At 50.5% G+C, this 22062-nt stretch carries 20 protein-coding genes, 1 tRNA gene and 2 rRNA genes; 14 read left to right on the plus strand and 9 right to left on the minus strand.

The annotated features are described in order from the left end of the window. The 3 genes from AC6R0S_RS00900 to AC6R0S_RS00910 form a co-directional block, all read left to right on the plus strand. A 23S ribosomal RNA gene (locus tag AC6R0S_RS00900) occupies positions 1-1879 on the plus strand; the annotation flags it as partial. Positions 1880-1964: 85 nt separating this feature from the next. Continuing rightward, a 5S ribosomal RNA gene (gene rrf, locus AC6R0S_RS00905) occupies positions 1965-2080 on the plus strand. 56 nt (positions 2081-2136) lie between these two features. After that, positions 2137-2213, plus strand: a tRNA-Asp gene (locus tag AC6R0S_RS00910). 523 nt (positions 2214-2736) lie between these two features. Here the strand turns inward: AC6R0S_RS00910 and AC6R0S_RS00915 are convergent. From AC6R0S_RS00915 to hemC, 4 genes are read right to left on the minus strand one after another with little or no spacing between them, the layout of a single operon-like run. Continuing rightward, positions 2737-3915, minus strand: a complete 1179-nt coding sequence (locus AC6R0S_RS00915) for a heme biosynthesis protein HemY (RefSeq protein WP_500637032.1) — start codon at positions 3913-3915, stop codon at positions 2737-2739. Next, positions 3915-5144 carry a uroporphyrinogen-III C-methyltransferase gene (locus AC6R0S_RS00920; RefSeq protein WP_500637033.1) on the minus strand — a complete coding sequence of 410 codons (1230 nt, stop codon included), beginning with the start codon at positions 5142-5144 and terminating at the stop codon, positions 3915-3917. The genes AC6R0S_RS00915 and AC6R0S_RS00920 overlap by 1 nt, the downstream gene beginning before the upstream one ends. Beyond that, on the minus strand, positions 5144-5890 hold the full coding sequence (locus AC6R0S_RS00925; protein WP_500627796.1) for a uroporphyrinogen-III synthase: 747 nt from the start codon (positions 5888-5890) through the stop codon (positions 5144-5146). The genes AC6R0S_RS00920 and AC6R0S_RS00925 overlap by 1 nt, the downstream gene beginning before the upstream one ends. Before the next feature lie 4 nt (positions 5891-5894). Next, positions 5895-6833: a hydroxymethylbilane synthase gene (hemC, locus tag AC6R0S_RS00930; protein ID WP_500637034.1), complete on the minus strand. Its 939-nt coding sequence runs from the start codon at positions 6831-6833 to the stop codon at positions 5895-5897. A gap of 356 nt (positions 6834-7189) precedes the next feature. On the opposite strand from hemC, the gene AC6R0S_RS00935 reads away from it, so the two are divergent. Beyond that, the gene (locus tag AC6R0S_RS00935; protein ID WP_500637035.1) at positions 7190-9718 is read left to right on the plus strand and encodes a class I adenylate cyclase; all 2529 of its coding nucleotides are present in this window, start codon (positions 7190-7192) and stop codon (positions 9716-9718) included. Positions 9719-9780: 62 nt separating this feature from the next. On the opposite strand, the gene cyaY is transcribed toward AC6R0S_RS00935, so the two are convergent. After that, positions 9781-10095 (minus strand): iron donor protein CyaY, encoded by a 315-nt coding sequence (gene cyaY / locus AC6R0S_RS00940; protein WP_500633494.1) that lies wholly within the window; start codon positions 10093-10095, stop codon positions 9781-9783. 75 nt (positions 10096-10170) lie between these two features. Here cyaY and lptM point away from each other — a divergent pair, with 75 nt between their 5' ends. The 6 genes from lptM (at position 10171) to yigB (ending at position 14837) form a co-directional block, all read left to right on the plus strand. Further along, complete coding sequence (gene lptM / locus AC6R0S_RS00945; protein ID WP_420378243.1) at positions 10171-10287, plus strand: LPS translocon maturation chaperone LptM; 117 nt, start codon at positions 10171-10173, stop codon at positions 10285-10287. A 67-nt stretch (positions 10288-10354) separates the two neighbouring features. Further along, positions 10355-11608, plus strand: a complete 1254-nt coding sequence (gene lysA, locus AC6R0S_RS00950) for a diaminopimelate decarboxylase (RefSeq protein ID WP_500632137.1) — start codon at positions 10355-10357, stop codon at positions 11606-11608. A gap of 10 nt (positions 11609-11618) precedes the next feature. Further along, on the plus strand, positions 11619-12449 hold the full coding sequence (dapF, locus tag AC6R0S_RS00955) for a diaminopimelate epimerase (protein ID WP_334555615.1): 831 nt from the start codon (positions 11619-11621) through the stop codon (positions 12447-12449). A gap of 42 nt (positions 12450-12491) precedes the next feature. Continuing rightward, positions 12492-13202, plus strand: coding sequence for a DUF484 family protein (locus AC6R0S_RS00960; RefSeq protein WP_487902824.1), 711 nt, complete (start codon positions 12492-12494; stop codon positions 13200-13202). Beyond that, positions 13174-14121, plus strand: a complete 948-nt coding sequence (gene xerC / locus AC6R0S_RS00965) for a tyrosine recombinase XerC (RefSeq protein ID WP_500628062.1) — start codon at positions 13174-13176, stop codon at positions 14119-14121. The genes AC6R0S_RS00960 and xerC overlap by 29 nt, the downstream gene beginning before the upstream one ends. Next, complete coding sequence (gene yigB / locus AC6R0S_RS00970) at positions 14118-14837, plus strand: 5-amino-6-(5-phospho-D-ribitylamino)uracil phosphatase YigB (RefSeq protein ID WP_500637036.1); 720 nt, start codon at positions 14118-14120, stop codon at positions 14835-14837. The genes xerC and yigB overlap by 4 nt, the downstream gene beginning before the upstream one ends. Before the next feature lie 46 nt (positions 14838-14883). On the opposite strand, the gene AC6R0S_RS00975 is transcribed toward yigB, so the two are convergent. Together AC6R0S_RS00975 and AC6R0S_RS00980 are read right to left on the minus strand one after the other, a co-directional pair. Further along, positions 14884-15498, minus strand: a complete 615-nt coding sequence (locus AC6R0S_RS00975) for a tRNA-uridine aminocarboxypropyltransferase (protein WP_500637037.1) — start codon at positions 15496-15498, stop codon at positions 14884-14886. After that, positions 15495-17048 (minus strand): COG3650 family protein, encoded by a 1554-nt coding sequence (locus AC6R0S_RS00980; RefSeq protein WP_500637038.1) that lies wholly within the window; start codon positions 17046-17048, stop codon positions 15495-15497. Before AC6R0S_RS00980 ends, AC6R0S_RS00975 begins: the two co-directional genes overlap by 4 nt. A 38-nt stretch (positions 17049-17086) precedes the next feature. Here AC6R0S_RS00980 and AC6R0S_RS00985 point away from each other — a divergent pair, with 38 nt between their 5' ends. Then, positions 17087-17560, plus strand: a complete 474-nt coding sequence (locus tag AC6R0S_RS00985) for an EVE domain-containing protein (RefSeq protein WP_500637039.1) — start codon at positions 17087-17089, stop codon at positions 17558-17560. On the opposite strand, the gene AC6R0S_RS00990 is transcribed toward AC6R0S_RS00985, so the two are convergent. Then, positions 17557-18384, minus strand: coding sequence for a Cof-type HAD-IIB family hydrolase (locus AC6R0S_RS00990; RefSeq protein WP_500637040.1), 828 nt, complete (start codon positions 18382-18384; stop codon positions 17557-17559). The two genes, AC6R0S_RS00985 and AC6R0S_RS00990, sit on opposite strands and share 4 nt — an antisense overlap. Before the next feature lie 182 nt (positions 18385-18566). Beyond that, the gene (locus AC6R0S_RS00995; protein ID WP_500637041.1) at positions 18567-19577 is read right to left on the minus strand and encodes an alpha/beta fold hydrolase; all 1011 of its coding nucleotides are present in this window, start codon (positions 19575-19577) and stop codon (positions 18567-18569) included. 79 nt (positions 19578-19656) lie between these two features. Here AC6R0S_RS00995 and rhtB point away from each other — a divergent pair, with 79 nt between their 5' ends. The 3 genes from rhtB (at position 19657) to AC6R0S_RS01010 (ending at position 22016) form a co-directional block, all read left to right on the plus strand. Then, positions 19657-20274 (plus strand): homoserine/homoserine lactone efflux protein, encoded by a 618-nt coding sequence (gene rhtB / locus AC6R0S_RS01000; RefSeq protein ID WP_334555606.1) that lies wholly within the window; start codon positions 19657-19659, stop codon positions 20272-20274. A 23-nt stretch (positions 20275-20297) separates the two neighbouring features. Beyond that, entirely contained in the window at positions 20298-21524 is a 1227-nt protein-coding gene (locus tag AC6R0S_RS01005) for an EAL and HDOD domain-containing protein (protein ID WP_500632146.1), read from the plus strand. A gap of 150 nt (positions 21525-21674) precedes the next feature. Then, positions 21675-22016: a metalloregulator ArsR/SmtB family transcription factor gene (locus AC6R0S_RS01010; protein WP_487902831.1), complete on the plus strand. Its 342-nt coding sequence runs from the start codon at positions 21675-21677 to the stop codon at positions 22014-22016. Positions 22017-22062 lie beyond the last annotated feature (46 nt).

Genomic DNA, 22062 nt, shown 5'->3' on the forward strand with positions numbered 1-22062 from the left:
GGAAACGATGTGGGAAGGCTTAGACAGCTAGGATGTTGGCTTAGAAGCAGCCATCATTTAAAGAAAGCGTAATAGCTCACTAGTCGAGTCGGCCTGCGCGGAAGATGTAACGGGGCTAAGTAATAAACCGAAGCTGCGGCAATACCTTTTAGGTATTGGGTAGGGGAGCGTTCTGTAAGCCGTTGAAGGTGTGTTGTAAAGCATGCTGGAGGTATCAGAAGTGCGAATGCTGACATGAGTAACGATAAAGGGGGTGAAAAACCTCCTCGCCGGAAGACCAAGGGTTCCTGTCCAACGTTAATCGGGGCAGGGTAAGTCGACCCCTAAGGCGAGGCCGAAAGGCGTAGTCGATGGGAAACGGGTTAATATTCCCGTACTTCAACTTATTGCGATGGGGGGACGGAGAAGGCTAGGTGGGCCTGGCGACGGTTGTCCAGGTTCAAGTGCGTAGGCTTGAGAGTTAGGTAAATCCGGCTCTCTTTAAGGCTGAGACACGACGTCGAGCGCCCAAGGGCGTGAAGTCATTGATGCCATGCTTCCAGGAAAAGCCTCTAAGCTTCAGATAAGTTGGAATCGTACCCCAAACCGACACAGGTGGTCGGGTAGAGAATACCAAGGCGCTTGAGAGAACTCGGGTGAAGGAACTAGGCAAAATGGTACCGTAACTTCGGGAGAAGGTACGCTCTTGACGGTGAAGTCCCTCGCGGATGGAGCTATTGAGAGTCGCAGATACCAGGTGGCTGCAACTGTTTATTAAAAACACAGCACTGTGCAAAATCGTAAGATGACGTATACGGTGTGACGCCTGCCCGGTGCCGGAAGGTTAATTGATGGGGTTAGACTTCGGTCGAAGCTCTTGATCGAAGCCCCGGTAAACGGCGGCCGTAACTATAACGGTCCTAAGGTAGCGAAATTCCTTGTCGGGTAAGTTCCGACCTGCACGAATGGCGTAATGATGGCCACGCTGTCTCCACCCGAGACTCAGTGAAATTGAAATCGCTGTGAAGATGCAGTGTACCCGCGGCTAGACGGAAAGACCCCGTGAACCTTTACTACAGCTTGGCACTGAACATTGAGCCTACATGTGTAGGATAGGTGGGAGGCTTTGAAGCAGGTACGCCAGTATCTGTGGAGCCGACCTTGAAATACCACCCTTGTATGTTTGATGTTCTAACTTAGCCCCGTTATCCGGGGTGAGGACAGTGCCTGGTGGGTAGTTTGACTGGGGCGGTCTCCTCCCAAAGAGTAACGGAGGAGCACGAAGGTGGGCTAATCACGGTTGGACATCGTGAGGTTAGTGCAATGGCATAAGCCCGCTTGACTGCGAGAATGACAATTCGAGCAGGTGCGAAAGCAGGTCATAGTGATCCGGTGGTTCTGAATGGAAGGGCCATCGCTCAACGGATAAAAGGTACTCCGGGGATAACAGGCTGATACCGCCCAAGAGTTCATATCGACGGCGGTGTTTGGCACCTCGATGTCGGCTCATCACATCCTGGGGCTGAAGTCGGTCCCAAGGGTATGGCTGTTCGCCATTTAAAGTGGTACGCGAGCTGGGTTTAGAACGTCGTGAGACAGTTCGGTCCCTATCTGCCGTGGGCGTTGGAAGATTGAAGGGGGCTGCTCCTAGTACGAGAGGACCGGAGTGGACGAACCTCTGGTGTTCGGGTTGTGATGCCAATCGCATTGCCCGGTAGCTAAGTTCGGAATCGATAACCGCTGAAAGCATCTAAGCGGGAAGCGAGCCCTGAGATGAGTCTTCCCTGGCACTTTAAGTGCCCTTAAGGGTTGTTCGAGACTAGAACGTTGATAGGCAGGGTGTGTAAGCGCTGTGAGGCGTTGAGCTAACCTGTACTAATTGCCCGTGAGGCTTAACCATACAACACCCAAAGGGTTTTGATGGACTCAATGAAAGAACATTGAATGTGTAAGAACGTAAACAGCTTTCCGAATTAAAGAATTTGCTTGGCGACCATAGCGATTTGGACCCACCTGATTCCATGCCGAACTCAGAAGTGAAACGAATTAGCGCCGATGGTAGTGTGGGGTTTCCCCATGTGAGAGTAGGACATCGCCAGGCTTTGAACATTATCTGTTTAAAGCACGATTGAGATAAGACTTTAAATAGACCACTGCGGAGTGGTAGTTCAGTTGGTTAGAATACCGGCCTGTCACGCCGGGGGTCGCGGGTTCGAGTCCCGTCCACTCCGCCACTTATTAGAAAGCCCAGTCGAAAGACTGGGCTTTTTTACGTTTAACGCTCCCGAAAGTGCTGTGCACTTTTTCGAGGGCAGGGTGTCTGTCTGCTCGAGGCTTTTCTGCAGATAAGAAAAAGCCAGCACGTTGGCTGGCTTCGAAGAGAGAGCAAGGCGAGATTAAAGAATAATGTCTCGCACTTCAGGGTCTTTGCGTTCTAGGTAGTGTGTCGATTTAATGCGACGAATAGTGCGGCAACGTCCACGGATTATCTAGCACCCGCTGCTCGTGCTTTTGTCATCGTGTGCACCTTCTCCATCAAACTTGATGTCGTTGCTCAATTCGTGTCGGATACTAGCGTGAATAAAGGGCAAGCTTTTGGTCTACGATAGGCTTTCAGTATCGCGTTTACCTTGTGGCCAATAGTCCCTTGTCACTATTCAGTAACCATGCTTTAAACGCATTCTTAAGGACAAAAAAACTGGCCGTGTTGGCCAGTTTTGGTATTGGGCTAATGACCCGCTTTATTCACGGTAGAAACTAGGACTGGATAATACTCAGCGCCTTTTTCGATACTTCCTGCGCTGCCTTGTTGAGGTTTTGTTTCTCCAGTACATCTGCCAAGTGTGCGTAGTCGGAAACGTTAGAGCGGATAGATAAGGCTTTTTCAAGATGTTGCTGCGCTTCTTGCCACTGTTCGTTTCTCATTTGCAATTGTGCTAAAGCGCTGTGTGCTTCGGCGTTATTGGCGTCTTTACGCACCATTTCCTCTAGCAGTAGTTTGCTTGGGTGGGTGTCGGACAATTTCATCTCTGGTAGCAAGGTGATCAGTGTGGAGTTCGGGTGCTTTTTCAATGTTTCTTTAATGACGGTGAAGGCTTCGTGATCGGCGTTGCGCGCAATCAACTGTTTCACAAAACACTCTACTAGATGGGCGTCTTGCTTGAGCTTTCTCGGTAGGCTGTTCCAGTGACCAATTAGGCCTTCACTGCCTTTGTTTTCGGCGACATCAGCCAATAAGCCGCATTGCGCTCTTTGGATCAAGGTTTGTTGATCTTGTTCGCTAATCAAGCCAAGTTTGCCTAGCTGGGGCGTCAGATCAATCAGTGGCTGCCACTGTTTCAGTTCTACATAGACTTGCTTAAGTAGGTTAACGATCACCACGTTGTTGGGATGCTGGCCCTTGAGAAGATGTAAGGTTTCCAGTGCGCCAGCGTAGTTGGCCTCTCTCACCTGCTGCTTGGCACGTGTCAGCTCCACCGCTAAGGTAGAACCAGGTTGTTTACCTGCGAGTTCAAGGTAGTGATCGGCCTTTTTGTTGTCTCCGAGACCAATCGCCGCTTCTGAGGCAATCAGGTAACAAACGACAGGCATATCATGATAGTTTGCCCAGCGCGTGACCTTTTTTTCTGCGGTTTTAAAGTCGCCCTCAATCAGTTTAATTAAGCCTTCATTCGTCAATCTGCGAGAGTGGCGCATTTTACGTACGCTAAAGTAATTCCAAGTGGCAGAACTGGCATAGAGCATTTTCTTAACGAGGTACTCAAGAGCAAAGAGGGCGGCCAACGTCGCACTTAAGAAAATCACTAAGGTGGTGACGCTCATCTCAATCGTGGTGTTAGCGATAGAGACTAGGACATAACCTTGTTGCCCCGAGTATTGAGTGCCGACAAACAGCCCCGCACCTAAGATGACAAAGAGGAAAATCAGTCTAAACATTATTTATCCTCCGTAATCAATGTGGTGACTTCGCGGCGTAGGCGATCTCGAATAACGTCAGACAGCACTTCTTGTGTGTCGAGTTTTACCGGGTAATCGACTTGGATGGTTTGTTGGCCTAGCATGCCTAGGGCTTGATTGAACTCACGAACATTGTTGGCATCTTGGTTGAAGAACGCTTGAGACCAGTCACCTGCGGTGGCAAGCGCTGTGGTGTAGATCTTTTGTTGCTCGACATATACTGCTTTGATGGCGGTTTCTAGCTTCGCTTTAATGTTTTCTTTGAGATAGAAATGTTGCTCGGGAGAGAGCAGTGGGATGACATTGCCATCACGAGTTCGGAACGTAATAAAGTTCTCTGAGAACTCTTGTAACGAGGTCATCAGGTTGTCTTTCCAATCTGCCACGTCTTGCGAGACTTGACGAGCTTCCACCGCTTGCGCCTCTGGAAGAATGGCATTGGCGAGCGGTAAGCTATCGACTTGTTGTTGAAGAGCGGTAAGTCGTAGCACCAAGCCTTCTCGATCCACAAGGGGGACCCCTTTGAGTTTGGTGATGTCATTCGCCATGGATTTGCGCAGAGGTACAAGACTTGGGTCATTCAGTGCTGCGATGCGCTGGTCTGCACTTTCCATCAGTTTAGTGGCGCTGACCGCGTCGTGTTCTAAAAACAGTTTTCGTCCAGCGAGCTTGACGAGGTAGTCAGCCTCAGCCAGTAACCAATCATTGGGGCGACGGCCTTTTACGTCTGCCATGGCGAGCTGTAAGCTCTCGATGCTTTTTTGCTGCTGCTCTAGAACGGTATCTGCGCGATGGCTAAGCTCAGTGGCCTTCGATAAGATTTGCTGTTGGTTCTGATCCAACTGAGCCTGCATGGCCTGTTTGGCTTGATTGAGCTCTGATTGCAGCGCAGCGATTTGCGCTTGCTGCTGCTGATTCTTCTCTTGGATGTAAAAGGTGAGTCCGCCCCCAATCAGCACCGCGATAACGATGGCGATCGTAGCTAGCTTCACGCCGCGTTTGCCTTGTTTTTCTTCAAGCTCTTCACTTTGAGGCTTGCTATCGACTGGCGCTGTGTCGTCCGGGCTTGGCTTTGATGCGGTTTCAGGTGAAGTCACATCTTGAGATTCAGTGTCCACCGCGCTGTTTTCCTCGGTCATCGCTGCTTGGTTTGGCGCGGTTTTGTTTTCTTCGGGTTCAACATGTCCATTGTTTTTTTTACTTGTCATTATGTTTTGTCCTGTTGTTTTGGCTGGAGAGCGGCCAGTAAGTCCGAATTAGAGGCACTAGGGGTCGTGATGACATCGACAAAGCCCCATTGGTGTGCGTCTAGAGCTATACGCTCACTAGGAACGTATAGCGTTAATCCAAATAGCCAGGCTTGATAGCGCTTGCCGATTTGCGAGACAAGGTGTTCAAGCTGACCCGAGCTAGTAACGACTAGCTGATCAATGTGCTTATTTTGCCAGAGTGGGACGAGCAAATCTGAGCACAAAGCAATGTTTTCACGACGATAGACTTCTCGATACTCCACTAAGGCCCCTCGTGCCTGTAAGGTATCGAAAATCAAATCTCGGCCACCGTTTCCGCGTAGGATGACAATACGCCTATTGGTGACGTCATGAAGGGGTTCAAGCGCAAGTAGATGCTCGCTATCGCCCACTTGAGGATAGTCTACGTTTTGTTGCGTTTTTGTGCTTAAGATCTGTGCAGTTTTTTGACCAACGGCAATGTATCGCGCTGAATGTGGCCAGTGTTGCTGATGTTGGCGAAGGGTTTGATCGGTAAAGTGCACCGCATGTTGGCTCACGGCAATAATGAGGTCGGCGCGATGTAACGCATGCGCGATATCGCTAAGTTGTCTCCCCGGGTGAAGCGAGATGAGCGGTTGATGCTCACTCGCGACACCGAGGTGTTGCAATTGATGGCAGAGCGATTGGCCTTGCTGACCTGGCCGTGTCACCAATACTGCCATGGCATTACTCTTGTTCTGCGTATAGCTTAGTTAAAATGGTTTTGGCGCCATTATCGAGCAGTTGATTGGCCAGTGTGACTCCCAGTTGCTCCGCTTCGCTTCGAGGACCGCTGATCTCACCACGAACGATGGTGGATCCATCCGGTTCACCGACTAAGGCTCTAAGCCAGATTTGATCGCCATTCAGCAGTGCATAACTGCCGATAGGAACTTGGCAGCCTCCCTCAAGGGTGAGGTTCATGGCGCGTTCACACAACACGCGGTCGACCGTGTCTGGGTGATTGAGAGGCTCAAGTAACGCGATTAAACGCTCGTCATCAAGGCGACATTCGATGCCGACGGCACCTTGTCCAACCGCGGGTAGGGATTGCTCTGGCTCGATGTAACTTTGAATGCGCTCTTCAAGCTTGAGTCGTTTTAAGCCAGCCGCGGCCAAAATGATCGCATCGTACTCACCTGCATCGAGCTTAGAGAGTCGGGTGCCGACGTTGCCGCGTAGCTCTTTGATCACCAAATCGGGACGATACTCTTTTATCTGACACTGACGACGCAAACTGCATGTGCCGACGACTGCGCCTTGTGGTAAATCGTCGATGTTGCTGTACTGATTCGAAACAAAGGCATCGCGTGGATCTTCGCGCTCACAGATGGTGACGAGACCTAAGCCTTGGGGGAACTCCACCGGCACGTCTTTCATTGAGTGCACGGCGAGGTCCGCGCGACCTTCAAGCATCGCCACCTCTAGTTCTTTCACAAACAGCCCTTTTCCGCCGACTTTGGCGAGCGGTGTGTCTAAAATAATGTCGCCTTTCGTGACCATAGTCACCAGATCGACTTCTAGACCAGGGTGAGCGGCTTGAAGGGCGTCTTTCACATAATGAGCTTGCCAAAGAGCAAGGGGGCTTTTGCGCGTTGCAATACGGATCGGAGTCGTTTGAGTCATGATAGAAACAGATAAACCAAATGATGGCTCCATCGTATCACTCTGAGATAAAAATGCTCAATGCAATATGAGTCCTAAGCGGCAATCCTCAATCCGTAGCAAAAAATCATCAAAAAAGTGTGATTGCAATCTCGTTTATGAGCTGCGCTATTGTTACTCATCACGTATCCGGACCACACTGTAGCGCGTAATAAAAAGAGAACGACTCGTCAGTCAAGAGACACAAAATAGTGTTGAATCGATCGTACAATTCTTTACCAGCCCAAAGAAAAGTGTTAAATTGATCACGTTTTGATAGTGCTTTAGAATAATTATTAAACACAGCACGCTGTAGATAATTAACCAAGGAACATCCCTTGCTGGCTTACACCCAATCGCTAATCCATAGACTTGATGATCTCAATCAGCAACGCATTGAACGTGCGTTAGCTCTTATGGATGCGCAGGCCCAGCATGTTTTCCATCTGATTCCTACTCTTCTGCACTACAACCATCCTTTAATTCCCGGCTACTACGCATCCAAAGTCCCCTACGGTATTCGCAATTTTGAATTGAGTGAACCTCAAAGTCAGTTTGTGTCTGACACCGAGCTCACGATCGGTCAACCGCTCGCCACCGCAGACAACCCAATGATTTTGGGTCTGTATACTATGGGCAGCACCTCTTCAATTGGCCAGAGTACCTCCAGTGATTTAGACATTTGGGTGTGCGTGTCCTCGAAGATGAGTGCTGACGAACGAGACAGCTTGACCAACAAATGTCTCTTGATCACCGAGTGGGCGCTGAGCCGTGGCGTTGAAGCCAACTTCTTCTTGATGGACGAAAGCCGTTTTCGCAGCAATAAGTGTGAAGAGATGACCGGGGATAACTGCGGGTCATCGCAGCACCTGTTGTTACTCGATGAGTTTTATCGCAGTGCGGTACGTTTAGCTGGCCAAAGGCTGCTGTGGCAAATCGTGCCACCCGAAATGGAAGAGTGTTACGACGAGTACGTGACGCATCTCTGTAGCCAGAATGTGATTAACTGCTCGGAGTGGATTGATTTTGGTAAATTGAACCGTATCCCGGCAGAAGAGTACTTTGGCTCAAACCTATGGCAACTCTATAAGAGCATCGATTCGCCCTACAAATCGGTATTGAAAGCGATTTTGCTTGAGGCGTACTCGTGGGAGTATCCGCACACCCAGTTGTTGAGCCTTGATACCAAACGCCGCTTCTTCGCGCACAAGCCCGATCTCTATGGGATGGACGCGTACTATTTGATGCTTGAGAAAGTGACGCGCTATTTAGAGCGTATCGGTGATCACACCCGCTTGGATTTGGTGCGTCGTTGTTTCTATCTCAAAACCCATGAAAAACTCTCTCGCCAGCCTGGTGCAGGTTCGGTGGCTTGGCGCCGTGAAGCGCTGTCTGACATGATCCAAAAATGGGACTGGTCACCGAGCGTGATCGCTGAATTGGATGATCGCCGCAACTGGAAAGTCGAGCAAGTGAAAGTGGTACACCACGCCTTGTTAGATGCTTTGATGCAGAGTTACCGAAACCTTATTCAATTTGCACGTCGTAACGACATCACCTCCGCGATTAGCCCACAAGATATCAGTATCTTGGCGCGCAAGTTGTACGCTGCGTTTGAGGTGTTGCCGGGTAAGGTGACGCTGCTGAATCCGCAAATTTCTCCGGATCTGCATGAACCTGATTTGAGCTTTATTGAGGTACGTCCGGGCAGAACGAACAAAGCGGGATGGTACTTGTATAAACAGCCGTTAGAGGCAGAGAAAATCATCGGTCGTGCGCCACTTGAGCACAACGAATACTTGAGTAAATTGGTGGCTTGGTCCTTCTTTAACGGTTTGATCACGGAATCCACCCGTTTGCACTCTGTGATTCGTGATGCCGAGTTGGACATCGATAAGTTCTACCAAATGGTCAGCGATCTACGCAATACCTTCTCACTGCGCAAGCGTCGCCCTACGATGCAGGCGTTGGCGAGTCCGTGTGAGATCAGCCAGTTGGCCATGTTCATCAACTTTGAAAGTGACCCGACCTCAGAACTGAGCGGCCGTGCGCTGAAGTTGGATCAAAAGAGCACAGACATCTTTAGCTTTGGCCCTGACCAAACCTGTCTTGTGGGTAGCGTGGACTTGGTCTATCGCAACTCATGGCATGAAGTGCGTACCTTGCACTTCAAAGGGGAGACCGCCATGTTGGATGCGCTCAAAACGGTACTTGGTAAGATGCACCAAGATGCGTTGCCACCGGAGTCGGTGGATGTGTTCTGCTACAGCAAGAACTTGCGCGGTGTGATGCGCAACATGGTCTACCAGTTATTGGCCGAATGCATTGATTTGCGTTTGAAGCCGGTTGAGCAAGAAAAACGTCGTCGTTTCAAAGCGCTTAAGATTGGTCAACAGACCTATGGCTTGTTCTTTGAACGCCGTGGGGTGTCGGTGCAAATGCTGGAAAACTCAGTCGATTTCTATCGCAGCATTTCAACCAACAAACTGAAAGGCTCGCCCTTGTTGATGCTCGATAAAGAGCAAGATTATCAAATGCCAGAGGTCATTGATGGTTTTGCCAGTGAAGGTTTGATTCAGTTCTTCTTTGAAGACACAGACAAAGGCTTCAACATCTATGTGCTGGATGAGTCAAACCAAGTTGAGGTGTATCACCAATTTAGCGGTGAAAAAGATGAGATGATCGCGAGCGTCAATGGCTTCTACTCATCCGTCAAAACCGAAAGCGAATTGGCGTCTAAATTCATTAACTTCAATTTGCCGCAGTATTATCAAATCGTGCATCCTGAAGAGGGCGACTCTTACATCGTCCCTTATCGCAATGATGGCTCAAACTACTCCAAGCCAAGCCGAGTTGTGAACGCTTGAACCCGCAAAGTAAAGAGATAAAAAAAGAGCACCGCGTGCTCTTTTTTTGATTCTGAATGGGGTTAAGCCCAGTCAATCTCTTCATTGGCGTGCTTTTCACACTCTTCTTTGACCATGGCGATCAACTCTTTGCCTGTTTTTGAACAGATCCATTGCTGCTCGACCAAGGAGAAATGGAAACCACCGGATTTCGATGCGAGCCAGATTTCTTTCATCGGCTCTTGTCGGTTAATGATGATCTGGCTGCGATCGTCAAATTCCAGTGTCATCACGTTACCTGTGACCTCGTAGTCGATGTCCGCGCCTGAGTCATCAATCATTTCTTCAATGATTTGCATTTGAACATCCACCAACTGATGAAATTCAGTCTCGTTCATCCTATCTATCCTATTGCTTTTCTTGATTGTGGTGCGATTATAGGGGGCATTGAACAAATAATCACGATAGAACCCATGAAAAAATCAATCCTTGCTCTGTTTCTTCTTTCAGTGTTAGGTCTGGCAGGATGTGGTCAGACGGGCGGTTTGTACATGCCAGAAGAGACGCAAACGAACGAGCAATCCTCCTAATCGCCACGCGTCCATCGCCATTAACGGTGTTCATCGCAATTAAAACGACTATTTAAGGGAAAGTACTTTGGATTACTTCAATTATCAGGACGATGGCCAGCTCTGGGCCGAAAACGTACCGCTTAGTGATGTGGCTGAGCAGTTTGGTACGCCACTTTATGTCTACTCTCGAGCGACGTTAGAGCGCCATTGGAATGCCTTCGACAAATCGGTGGGTGAGCACCCTCATTTAGTGTGTTACGCCGTGAAAGCGAACTCCAACCTTGGGGTATTGAATACGTTGGCACGTCTAGGGTCGGGTTTTGATATCGTTTCTGGTGGAGAATTGGAGCGCGTGATTGCTGCCGGTGGCGATCCGAGCAAGGTGGTCTTTTCTGGTGTGGGCAAAACGGCACAAGAGATGAAACGCGCACTTGAGCTTGGCATTAAGTGTTTTAACGTTGAGTCTGAGCCGGAACTTGAGCGCTTGAACCAAGTCGCCGCAGAGATGGGGGTGAAAGCGCCTATTTCACTGCGCATTAACCCGGATGTGGATGCGAATACCCACCCTTACATTTCAACAGGTCTGCGTGACAACAAGTTTGGTATTGCATTTGAACGCGCCCCGGATGTCTACAAGTTTGCGCAAAGCTTGAGCAACTTGGAGATCAAAGGCATCGATTGTCACATTGGCTCACAGCTGACAGACATCGACCCATTTATCGACGCGACCGATCGCCTACTGGCATTGATCGATGACTTAAAAGCGCAAGGCATCAACATTGCGCACCTCGATGTCGGTGGTGGTTTAGGGGTCGTCTACCGTGATGAGTTACCACCGCAGCCTTCGGACTACGCCAAAGCGCTACTAGGTCGCTTGGACAATCATCAAGATTTGGAGCTGATTTTTGAGCCAGGTCGTGCGATTGCCGCGAACGCGGGTGTCTTGCTCACCAAGGTCGAGTTTTTGAAGCACACGGAGCACAAAAACTTTGCCATTATCGATGCGGCGATGAACGATTTGATGCGCCCTGCGCTATACCAAGCGTGGCAAAATATCGTTCCAGTGAAACCTCGCGAAGGGGAAGCGGTGACCTACGATTTGGTCGGACCTATCTGTGAAACCGGTGATTTCTTAGGTAAAGATCGCGCCTTGGTACTGAAAGAAAACGACCTGCTTGCGGTGCGCTCTGCCGGTGCATATGGCTTTGTGATGTCATCCAACTACAACACTCGCGCTCGTGTGGCGGAAGTGATGGTTGATGGTGATAAGCTGCATTTGGTTCGCCAGCGTGAAGAGCTGTCCAGTTTGTGGGCGCTAGAAAATATTCTTCCGGAGTAATGAAAGGGTTATGCATTTTCACTTTTCCAAGATGCACGGTTTAGGCAACGACTTTATGGTCGTTGACTGTATTACCCAAAACATCTTTTTCTCACCGGATCTGATCCGCCGTTTGGCGGATCGACATACTGGCGTGGGCTTTGACCAACTGTTGGTGGTCGAAGCGCCGTACGATCCGGAAACCGATTTTCACTACCGAATTTTCAATGCCGATGGCAGCGAGGTTGAGCAGTGCGGTAACGGCGCTCGTTGCTTTGCGCGTTTTGTCCGCATGAAAGGTTTGACCAACAAGTACAGCATCAGTGTCAGCACCAAGAAAGGTAAGATGGTCCTCAATATTGAAGAGGACGATCAAGTGACGGTCAACATGGGCGTTCCAGAGTTTGAGCCGAGCAAGATCCCTTTTAAAGCCAAGCAAACCGAGAAAACGTACATCTTACGCGCTGCAGATAAAACGCTATTTTGTGGAGCGGTGAGCATGGGTAACCCTCATGTTGTGACGGTTGTCGATGACGTTCAAACTGCAGATGTGGATAATCTAGGCCCGCTGCTGGAGTCGCACGAGCGCTTTCCTGAACGCGTGAATGCTGGCTTTATGCAAGTGGTTAACCGCCAAGCGATCAACCTACGTGTGTACGAGCGTGGCGCTGGGGAAACGCAGGCGTGCGGCAGTGGCGCATGTGGCGCGGTGGCCGTCGGTATCGTCCAAGGCTTATTGGACGAGAATGTCAAAGTCTCTCTGCCCGGTGGCGAGCTCAACATTCGCTGGAAGGGGCCAGGTAAACCGCTTTACATGACAGGCCCAGCCACACATGTGTTTGACGGCCAGCTGAGCTGCTAGCTCAATCCACACCTCGATAGATAACAAGTAAAGGGATGAATTGTGTCTCAAATTGAAGCGGACGCACTGACCGCGGAAGTGGTTGCCGAGTACCTTAGTGACAACCCGGATTTTTTCGCCCAGCGTCAAGCGCTGGTGGACAGATTGGCTTTGCCTCACCAAGAGCAAGGCGCTGTCTCTCTCGTCCACGTTCAGCTGAACCGCCAACGTCAGCGTATTGAAGAGCTTGAAGAAGAGATCACGACATTGATGTCGCTGGCGAAAAATAACGATCGCACCTTTCATGAATTTATGGAGCTGCAAGAGCATATTCTGCGCAGCGATAGCTTAAGCTCGGTGCTCAAATCGATCGAAGACATGGCGATATCTCTGGGTTTAGTGGCGTATATTCGCTTGGTGGGTGTGCAGGGCGGACAAGATAAGTATCGCCTGAGCAAAGAGAGTTATCAACGCTTTGCCACCAACCACCTGAATGGCAAGAGTGCCTATCTTGGCCGTATGCGTTCGTGCGATCGTGAACTCTTGTTTGGCCCGCATAGCCCCGCGCCGGAAATGGGATCTTACGTGGTGATGCCACTGAATAAGACCTCGCTCCAAGGTATCTTGGCCTTTTCCAGCTCCGACGGTGGCCATTTTCAGCCACACATGGATACTCTCTTTTTGCGCCATCTGGCGCTCGTCCTTTCTCACCTGATTGATACCCTGCCTTGGCAGGCGCAAGATAATGAGCGACGCTCCACCACCTCTGCCTAATGGTTTGCAGCAGCCCTTACTACGCTTCTACGATTATTTAAGAAGTGAAAAAGGGCTGAGTTTGCATACTCAACGCAACTACAAACAGCAACTGGAAACCATGGCTGCGCACCTAGCGAGTTTGGGTATAAAAAAGTGGACCCAAGTGGATGCGGGCTGGGTTAGACAGGTGGCCGGTAAAGCAATGCGTGAAGGGATGAAAGGAAGCAGTATTGCGACACGTCTTTCTTGTTTGCGTAGCTTTTTTGACTTTTTAGTGCTGAGAGGTGATCTTGCGGCGAATCCAGCCAAAGGCGTCTCTGCGCCGCGCAAACAGCGGCCACTGCCTAAGAACCTTGATGTCGATGAAGTGGGTCAGCTGCTTGAAGTCAATGAAGATGATCCGTTGGCGATACGCGATCGCGCCATGATGGAGCTGATGTATGGTGCTGGCTTACGTTTGGCTGAAATGATCGCCGTGAATGTCAAAGACGTGGGTCTTTCGGACGGTGAAATTCGTGTCGTCGGTAAGGGAGACAAAGAGCGCAAAGTGCCGTTTTCGGGCATGGCTGCCGACTGGGTGGCGAAATGGCTCAAAGTGCGCGGACATTTAGCGCATCCCGATGAGCCTGGGTTATTTGTCTCCAAGCTGGGTGGTCGAATTTCTCATCGCAGCGTACAAAAACGCATGGCGGAGTGGGGGCAGAAGCAGGCCATTGCCAGTCATGTCAGTCCGCATAAATTGCGTCACTCGTTTGCGACGCATGTGCTGGAGTCGAGCAACAATTTGCGTGCCGTGCAGGAGCTCTTGGGACACGAAAACATTTCCACCACCCAAATCTATACGCACCTCGATTTTCAGCACTTGGCGCAGGTCTATGACCAAGCGCACCCAAGAGCGCGAAAAAAGGGCAGGCCGAAAAAAGAGGAGGATGAGTGAAATTTTATCGCCATCTCAAACCCATCAAGGCAATGACGTTCGATCTTGATGACACCCTGTATGATAATTGGCCGATCATTCGTACCTTAGAAGCGCGTATGGTCGAGTGGCTACACCATCACCACCCCGTCAGCGCGACGGTGCCACTGAGTTGGTGGCAGAGCCACAAGCGACGCTTGGCCGAGCGCGATCCTTGGTTGCCTAATGATGTCACTCAGTGGCGCTTTCAGCAGATAGAGAGTGGCTTGGTGAGACTAGGTTATGACGAGCAACAAGCGCACAGCGCTGCTTCGAGCGCGATTGAGGAAGTGCTGAGACTACGCAGTGATTTTAGCGTGCCAGAAGAGACCCATCGTGTGTTAACTCGGCTAGCAGCCCAGATGCCGCTGGTGGCCATCACTAACGGTAACGTTGATGTCGAGCGAATCGGCTTATCGGCGTATTTCACCCTGACGCTCAAAGCGGGGCCGGATGGCTACGCAAAACCGCATGGCGAAATGTTTCGCAAAGCGGCGCAGCATCTGGCGCTGGATGCCGGTAGCATTCTTCATGTCGGCGATCATCTCAATACCGATGTGCAAGGGGCAAAAGCCAGTGGTTTTCAAGCGTGCTGGTTTAATGATACCGCTATCAGCCCAAGGCAGGCTCGACATGCGCGGGTGCTGCCTGATGTAGAAATTAACCAATTGTCGGATTTGCTGTTACTGACCGATTAGTGTCACATGGTGTTTCAGTGTTTCAGTGTTTCAGTGTTTCAGTGTTTCAGTGTTTCAGTGTTTCAGTGCGCAATGCATGGCCACTTTTATCCGCTTGAAAGGCCGCTAAGTAGTAGCTGAAAAACTCTCTCATGCGCGTTGCCTCTTGGGGGGCGCCTAACGCGTGCACGATCTCAGCGCCCACCTCATAGGTGCACAGGTGCCCTTCCGATTGATTGCGTCGCAAGTCGTAGAGAGAAGCGGCTTGAGGCGAGAGCTGCACACAAGGCAGTGATGCGAGCCATGCACTCTTATTGAGCATTTTGCGCGCTTCTTGCCACGTGCCATCCAACACAATAAACAGCGGAGTTGCACCGTGCGTATCAGCGTCGGCGCTCGCTTGCTGAGGCGTTAGGCTTTGCTCACCTGGGTAAAGCAAAAACGGCCGATAGCGTGGGTTTTGCATCAGCGTTAGCAAGGTGTCACAAGGCGAGGTTCGTTGCCACGTATGCACGCTACACATTGACAGAGTATGGCTGAGCAGCCCTCCGGTATTGGTATCGCGCTGCTGCTCGTTTGGGTGCGTCATCAGGGCAATGTGGGCGTTCAATTCAACGCGAGGTTGACGAGCGCACACACATTGATGTCGCAGTTTACATCGCGGGCAAGGGGCACTACTCATTTTAGTATTAGCCCTTCTTGATGCGGCGTGACCCCATCGGAGAAAAGCTGCACTGGGCTGAGCTCATCGTAATTGGCGACAGGTTCAACGCTGGGGTTAAGCGGGTAGCTGATGCCATTGTGACGCAACACGTGTTGATTAGGCACGGCACCGCCGCCACTGACGAACATCACCAAATCTTGCCATTCACCATGGGCCTGAGTGCCGAGGTTAAATGGGGTTTGCACTAAGGTGATTTTACTGTTGAATCGCCACGCTTGTTGGTGCTGTTCAAAAATCAGCAATGTACAGCCGCCAGAGCCACACCAGTCTAGTTGTGCCAGAAGTTCCGGTTGACCATCACCATTGAGATCATAGGTCAGCCAGCGGTATTTCGTCCCGTTTGGGTCGGTATTGTGCATGGCGAAATAGTCGCGAAGTGCTTTATCGACCTGTTCATCAAACTGGGCTGAAGAAGGAATATCATCGCCTTGTGGTAGGCGGGTGAGGCTAGAGCCCTCAGCACCGGACTGCGTGCCTGTTTGCGTCAAGGCCACCTTGGCTTTGTATAACGTTAGCCCGCCATCATTAATCGCATAAATCACGTTGCCAACACGCTCTTTCTTCGCATTCAACTGATGACCATCACGAGTAAAGATACGCTCTGAGAGCAACGGTTGCTGCTGAAGGTGAGTCATCACCACTTGCACCTGATCAGGATTAATCTGCTGCCAAAAGCCGTGTTCCACCGAATCGCCGTCGCCATTGTTATAGGCGTAGGTCGTTATGGCGGTATGGTCAGGGCTGAGTGCCATGGTCACGGTGAAGTGCTGTGCTTTGGTCGAGGCCGCGTGATAGTCATCGACCCAGTGTTGGGTGTTGTCTTGGTTAGCAAGCGTGGCGCAGCCTTGATACTGCTTATCACCGATCGTTAGGGTGGAGGTCCAACCATACAGTCTGTCACTCATGCCATCGACGCAACTGCGTTGATTGAGTTCGAGTGAGCCTTCTTGCCAACTGTAACGGCGACGGGTTTGTTCAAGACGCTTGCGCTCGACGGTGAAGGATTGCGCTTCAAACCCCATACGCTGAAAGACCAATTGGTCTGACTCAAAATGGGCAGACCAAGACGGCTCATTACCAAACGCCCGGGTCGGTTTTAGCGCTTGTTGACAGCGTTTAGGATTTTCAGCGCTAAGAAGGTTAATACTCTCAACCACAAACTTGGCGGCGTAATTGGCCGCAAACCCTTGTTGCCCTGTGGGCTCTAGGTGACCGACGATTTCACCATACAAAGGGCTGTAGGGTGAGCGCACCAGTTTCATGCCTTGAGCAAATCGGTCATTGGAGAGATCCAGCCAGTACTGCTGATTGCTGCCGCAAGGGGTGAGGCTGCGCACCTCGTGGCCGAGCACCACTTCACCGCGTAGCATGAAGGTTTGGGTAGGTGTGGGCGTTTCGCTATCGAGCGTCACATGCGCAGGTTGTACACTGCTGGGTGATGGCTGAGAACTGCACGCTTGTAACAACAATATGATGGACAGAGCGACTGGGTTTCGAAGCGCCTTCATGCTATATCTTCCTTAGCGTAAACGTAATGGATTTTATTATGGCATATTGGTTATTTAAAACTGAACCAGACACCTTCTCTATTGACACTCTTCGTACACAAAAGGTGTCGTGTTGGGAAGGTGTTCGCAATTATCAAGCGCGAAATATGATGCGTGATGAGGTGAAGCTGGGCGATTTGGTGATGATTTACCACAGCTCGTGCAAGAAAGTCGGCGTCGCGGGGATTGCGAAGGTCGTCAAAGAGGCGTACCCCGATCACTTTGCCCATGACCCACAAAGCGCCTATTTTGATGCGAAATCGAGCCCAGACAACCCGCGCTGGTGTATGGTCGATATTGAATTTGTGCGTAAAACCGATCGCTTAATTTCGCTTGCGACGATGAAAGCCATGCCTGAGCTGGAAGCGATGCCCCTGGTGAAAAAGGGCAATCGCTTGTCGATCATGCCGGTCACGGAATCTCAATGGCAGGCTATTTTAGCCCGAGAGTCTCGGGCTGACGGGAGCGCTTAAAACAGGTGGTCGTGCAAGTAATGCGCGACGGCATCGTCTGCGTTGCTGCCGATCACTTCGTTATTGGGCAGCGCATTTTTCACTTTCTGGTGAGAGGTCGCCATGACCAATCCCTTGCCTGCCATCGAGAGCATTTCCACATCGTTCATACCATCACCAAAGGCGATGCAGTTGTCGAGTGTCAGGTTCAGCGACTCGGCCACGACTTTCAGCGCTTCGCCTTTTGACACGTCTGCTGCCATCACTTCCAGACACCAAGGGGTGGAGAAAGCAATACTTAAGCTATCGCCAAATTTGGCGCGAAGTTGGGTTTCAAATTCCACCAAACGGTCATGATCTTTCTCTGGGTGGGTACAAAAAATCTTGGCAATACCCTCGGTTGGCGCGGCATTGGCGCTAAAACGTTGATAACGAAAGCCGGATTCACTGTGGAACTTGGCCAACTCTTCGTCATCGCGATCAAGCAACCACTCCTCATTACGGTACATGTGGATAAAGAGGTTGGGATCTTGCTTGATCACATCGATCACGGCTTGCACCTGATCACTGGGAATATTTTTGCTGTACATCAACTGATCATGCTGATCGTGAACACGCGCGCCATTTGAGGTGATCATGTACGCTGGGATGCCAGCAATTTCACGAATGCCCGCGACATCAACATGGTGGCGTCCAGTGGCGAAGATAAAGGTGTAACCTTTGGCGTGTAGGTCCTTCAATGTTTGTTTGGAGAACGCGCTCAGCTGGTGGTTGGGTGCCAGTAGCGTGCCATCGAGATCAGAAGCGACAATGCGAAAAGGCGTGTCGGTACGTGTGTCGGTCATATCACCCTCTTAATGATTGGTTGCCGTGTGCCATATAGGAGGGCCAACATGTTGTTGGCCAATGGGCAAGAGTGCTTATTCTACGTCATGCATGGCAAGAAAAAGAGGGTAATTTTCTCTGTTGCCCTTTTCCTGTTTTCACACTGCCCATTGACCTGTTTCTGAGAGAGTGCATTGCGAGCTTACACGCTGCCATGTTGGTCAAAGAACGCCAAAATCTCATCTAGGGTGCGGTTGCGGTATTCGTCGCGTTCAAACAGCAGTTCATGGCGCGCTCCGTCAATGGTCACCAGTTTGCTGCGAGGGTTGGTTTTGATGAGTTTACGAGCGAGCTGAGTTTGCGCGTCGTTGGCGACAATCTGATCGTCGCCCGCCTGCAAAATCAGCAGCGGAGTTTTCAGGTGGCGGGTCATCAACAAACACTGTTTGCACGCCATTAAACTCTGCCAGACCCAGCGGGTGCTGGCACCGCCAATTCTCAGTTGTGGCATCTCATCGTAGAGATTACGAAACCACTGGTAGCGCGCCTCACTTTGGCTGAGAAAGTTGCCCTCAAACGGTTTGGGATAATACGCCACTTGGCCGGGGGCAAATCTAGGAGTGGGGTAGACGGCGGTGAGGAACTGGCCAATCATGGGCGCGAAAGGCTTGAGGTAGGGCGCAATATTGACGCCAAACATCGGCGCGCTCAGCGCGGCGGCGTGGAAAAAGGCCTCTTTGTTCTCAATACCTTGGGTCTGTAAGTAACGTGTCACCACATTGCCACCCATTGAGTGGCCGAGAATAAAGCGCTCGTTATAACGCTCTAAGTTAAAGTGCGTCACCATGCTATCTAGGTCAAGGACATAGTCGTCAAACTCCTGCACGAAGCCCATCTCAGTGTCATCGATTAACCGGTCTGACAACCCTTGCCCGCGGTGATCGTAAGAGTAAACATCAAAGCCTTGCTGATAGAGATCGTAAAACAGCTCTTGGTATTTGATTGCGCACTCAATGCGACCATTCACCACCACCACGGCTTTGTTGTGATGCTCTGACGTCAATGCGGCCCAATAGAGCTTCTTTTTATCGCGCATGGCTAGGTAGCCTTCTTGGCGGCTCTGCCATAATTGCGCAATATCGGCATGGATCGCTTGCTCAAAATTTGTCTCTTGAGTATAACGAGGTCTGATGGGTGAAGGAGAAGGATTCATGGTATGGAGACCTATTGCTGCACCAAAGTAGAAACTCAATTATGTTGGGCAAACGCACGTTAGTCGAGAGGAAAACAAAATGGATATGCACTTATGGTTGGCTTATGTGCTGACGGCGATTGTGTTTAGCTTAGCGCCTGGCTCAGGCACAGTGAACTCGATCAGTAATGGCCTTAGCTATGGCACGCGTAAGTCACTTGCGGCCATTGCGGGCTTGCAGCTTGGCCTCGCCATCCATATCACCTTAGTCGGGGCGGGCATTGGTGCGATTGTCGCTCAGTCTGCTCTGGCGTTTAGCATCATCAAATGGGTTGGTGTGGTGTATCTGGTGTGGCTAGGCATTCAAAAATGGCGCGACAAATCAACGCTTGCCACTGCCGAGGTCAGCGCGGCACTGACCAGTGGTCAGCTGCTTCGCAATGCCACTTTGATTAATCTCACCAATCCTAAATCTATCGTGTTTTTGGTCGCTTTGTTTCCCCAGTTTATCGATCCTAAGGGCGATCAGCTGACTCAGCTGTTGGTGTTGGGAGCGACGACAGTGGTGATCGATTCTGTCGTGATGCTGGGATACACCAGTTTGGCAGCTCAAATGGGAAAATTTATTCGTTCCGGTCATGTTATGAGTAAAATCAATAAGCTATTTGGTTCCATGTTTGTCGGTTGTGGGGCATTATTGGCCACTGCAAAAGCATAATAGACACCTGTTAGGTCGTAGTCATGCGTGACACGTATGTGGCCCGCCAGCCAATTTTTAACGCTAAAAGACAAACCGTCGGTTACGAGTTGTTGTTTCGTGATGGAGAAAACAACGCGTATCCGGCGCACATTACTTCCAATCGAGCGACTTATCGCTTGATTGTGGAGAACTTCCTCTCGCTCGGCACCAATCCGTCGTTAGCGAAATCGCGCTGCTTTATCAATTTCCCTTACCAGAGTCTCATCCGCCGTTTGCCCGAATCGCTGCCCAAAGAGCAGATTGTGGTCGAAGTGCTGGAAACCTGCGAGCCAACCGATGAGCTGTTTGATGCCATTAAAGATCTTAGCCGCCAAGGGTATGTGATCGCACTGGATGATTTTGTTTATACCCCGCAGTGGAAACGCTTTTTGCCGTATGTGCAGATCATCAAGTTGGATGTGTTGGCATTGGGTTTGGAGGCGGCGTGTCAAATCGTCAAAGAACAAAAAAATCGTGGTATTAAACGGCAATATTTAGCAGAAAAAGTAGAGACAGAGGCGGAATACGTCGCCGCGCGCTCGGCAGGTTTTAGCTTGTTTCAAGGCTACTTTTTCAGTAAGCCGATTCTCTCCCGGCAGAAATACGTCACACCGGAACACTTGATTGCGATGGAGCTGCTCAAAGAGGTGTGCCAGCCTCGTGTTGATTTTGACAAGGTCGAAGCGATCGTCGCGAAAGACATCGCGTTGTCTTATCAATTGCTGCGGTTCGTCAATACCATGTCGGAGCGGCTGTCGGTCACCATCTCTTCATTTCGCCAAGCCTTGGTTTACCTCGGTGAGGATAAGCTGCGTGTCTTTGTCTCGTTGGCGGTGGCGTCATACATCTCGACCAATAAACCCGCAGAGCTGTATAACTTGTCGTTGCAGCGCGCGCAATTCTGCTTACTGATGTCGTATGACAATCCGTTCCAGCCTTATCGCGATCAAGCCTTCTTAATTGGTTTATTCTCAGTTTTGGATGCGCTGCTGGACTTACCGCTTGAGGATCTGGTGAGTCAGTTGCCACTCAATCGTGCGATTAAATTGGCCCTATTGGAGCGCCAAGGCCCTTACGGCGACTTATTGCTGCTAGAGGAGTGCTACGAACGCTGCGACTGGCACGGTATGCAGCAAGTGTGTAGAAAACTCAACCTCAGCGTGGATGACGTCATGCCGCGTATCAACGAAGCGCAGCGCTGGAGCCAAGACGTCAACCGTCTAGTGTAAAGCGCCTAGTGCCAATCCCCTAGTGACAAGCGCATCCATTTACAGCGCGCCGCGCTTTTTGAAACTTTTATGACATCGCCACTCTCCCTCTTGATCTTCCTCTCCTGATATATAAATATATTTGTATATCCATATATGAGAATGTAGACAATGTTACCTCACCAATTCTTCAAGTTGTTGTCGGACGAGACTCGCGTTCGTTGCTTAATGCTGATCGTGCGCGAAGAGTGTTTGTGTGTCGGTGAGTTAACCGAGGCGCTGCAAGAGAGCCAACCGAAAATTTCTCGTCATCTTGCGTTGCTACGCTCAAACGGCATTTTGGTCGATGTACGTCAGGGCCAGTGGGTCTTTTATCGACTGGCCGCCGATTTGCCGGGATGGATGAACAAATTGATCGATGATCTGGTGGCTTCAAACTGCTTAAAGACGCAGTACCAACAAGATCAACAAAGGTTACACGCGATTCAGGCTCGCCCTGTGTGCTGTGTGTAGCGGTCCAAATGAATGATGAAACAGATTGCCAATTGAGAGAGTGTGC

It is taken from the genome of Vibrio sp. R15-SG3-ISO1B (genome assembly GCF_059833835.1).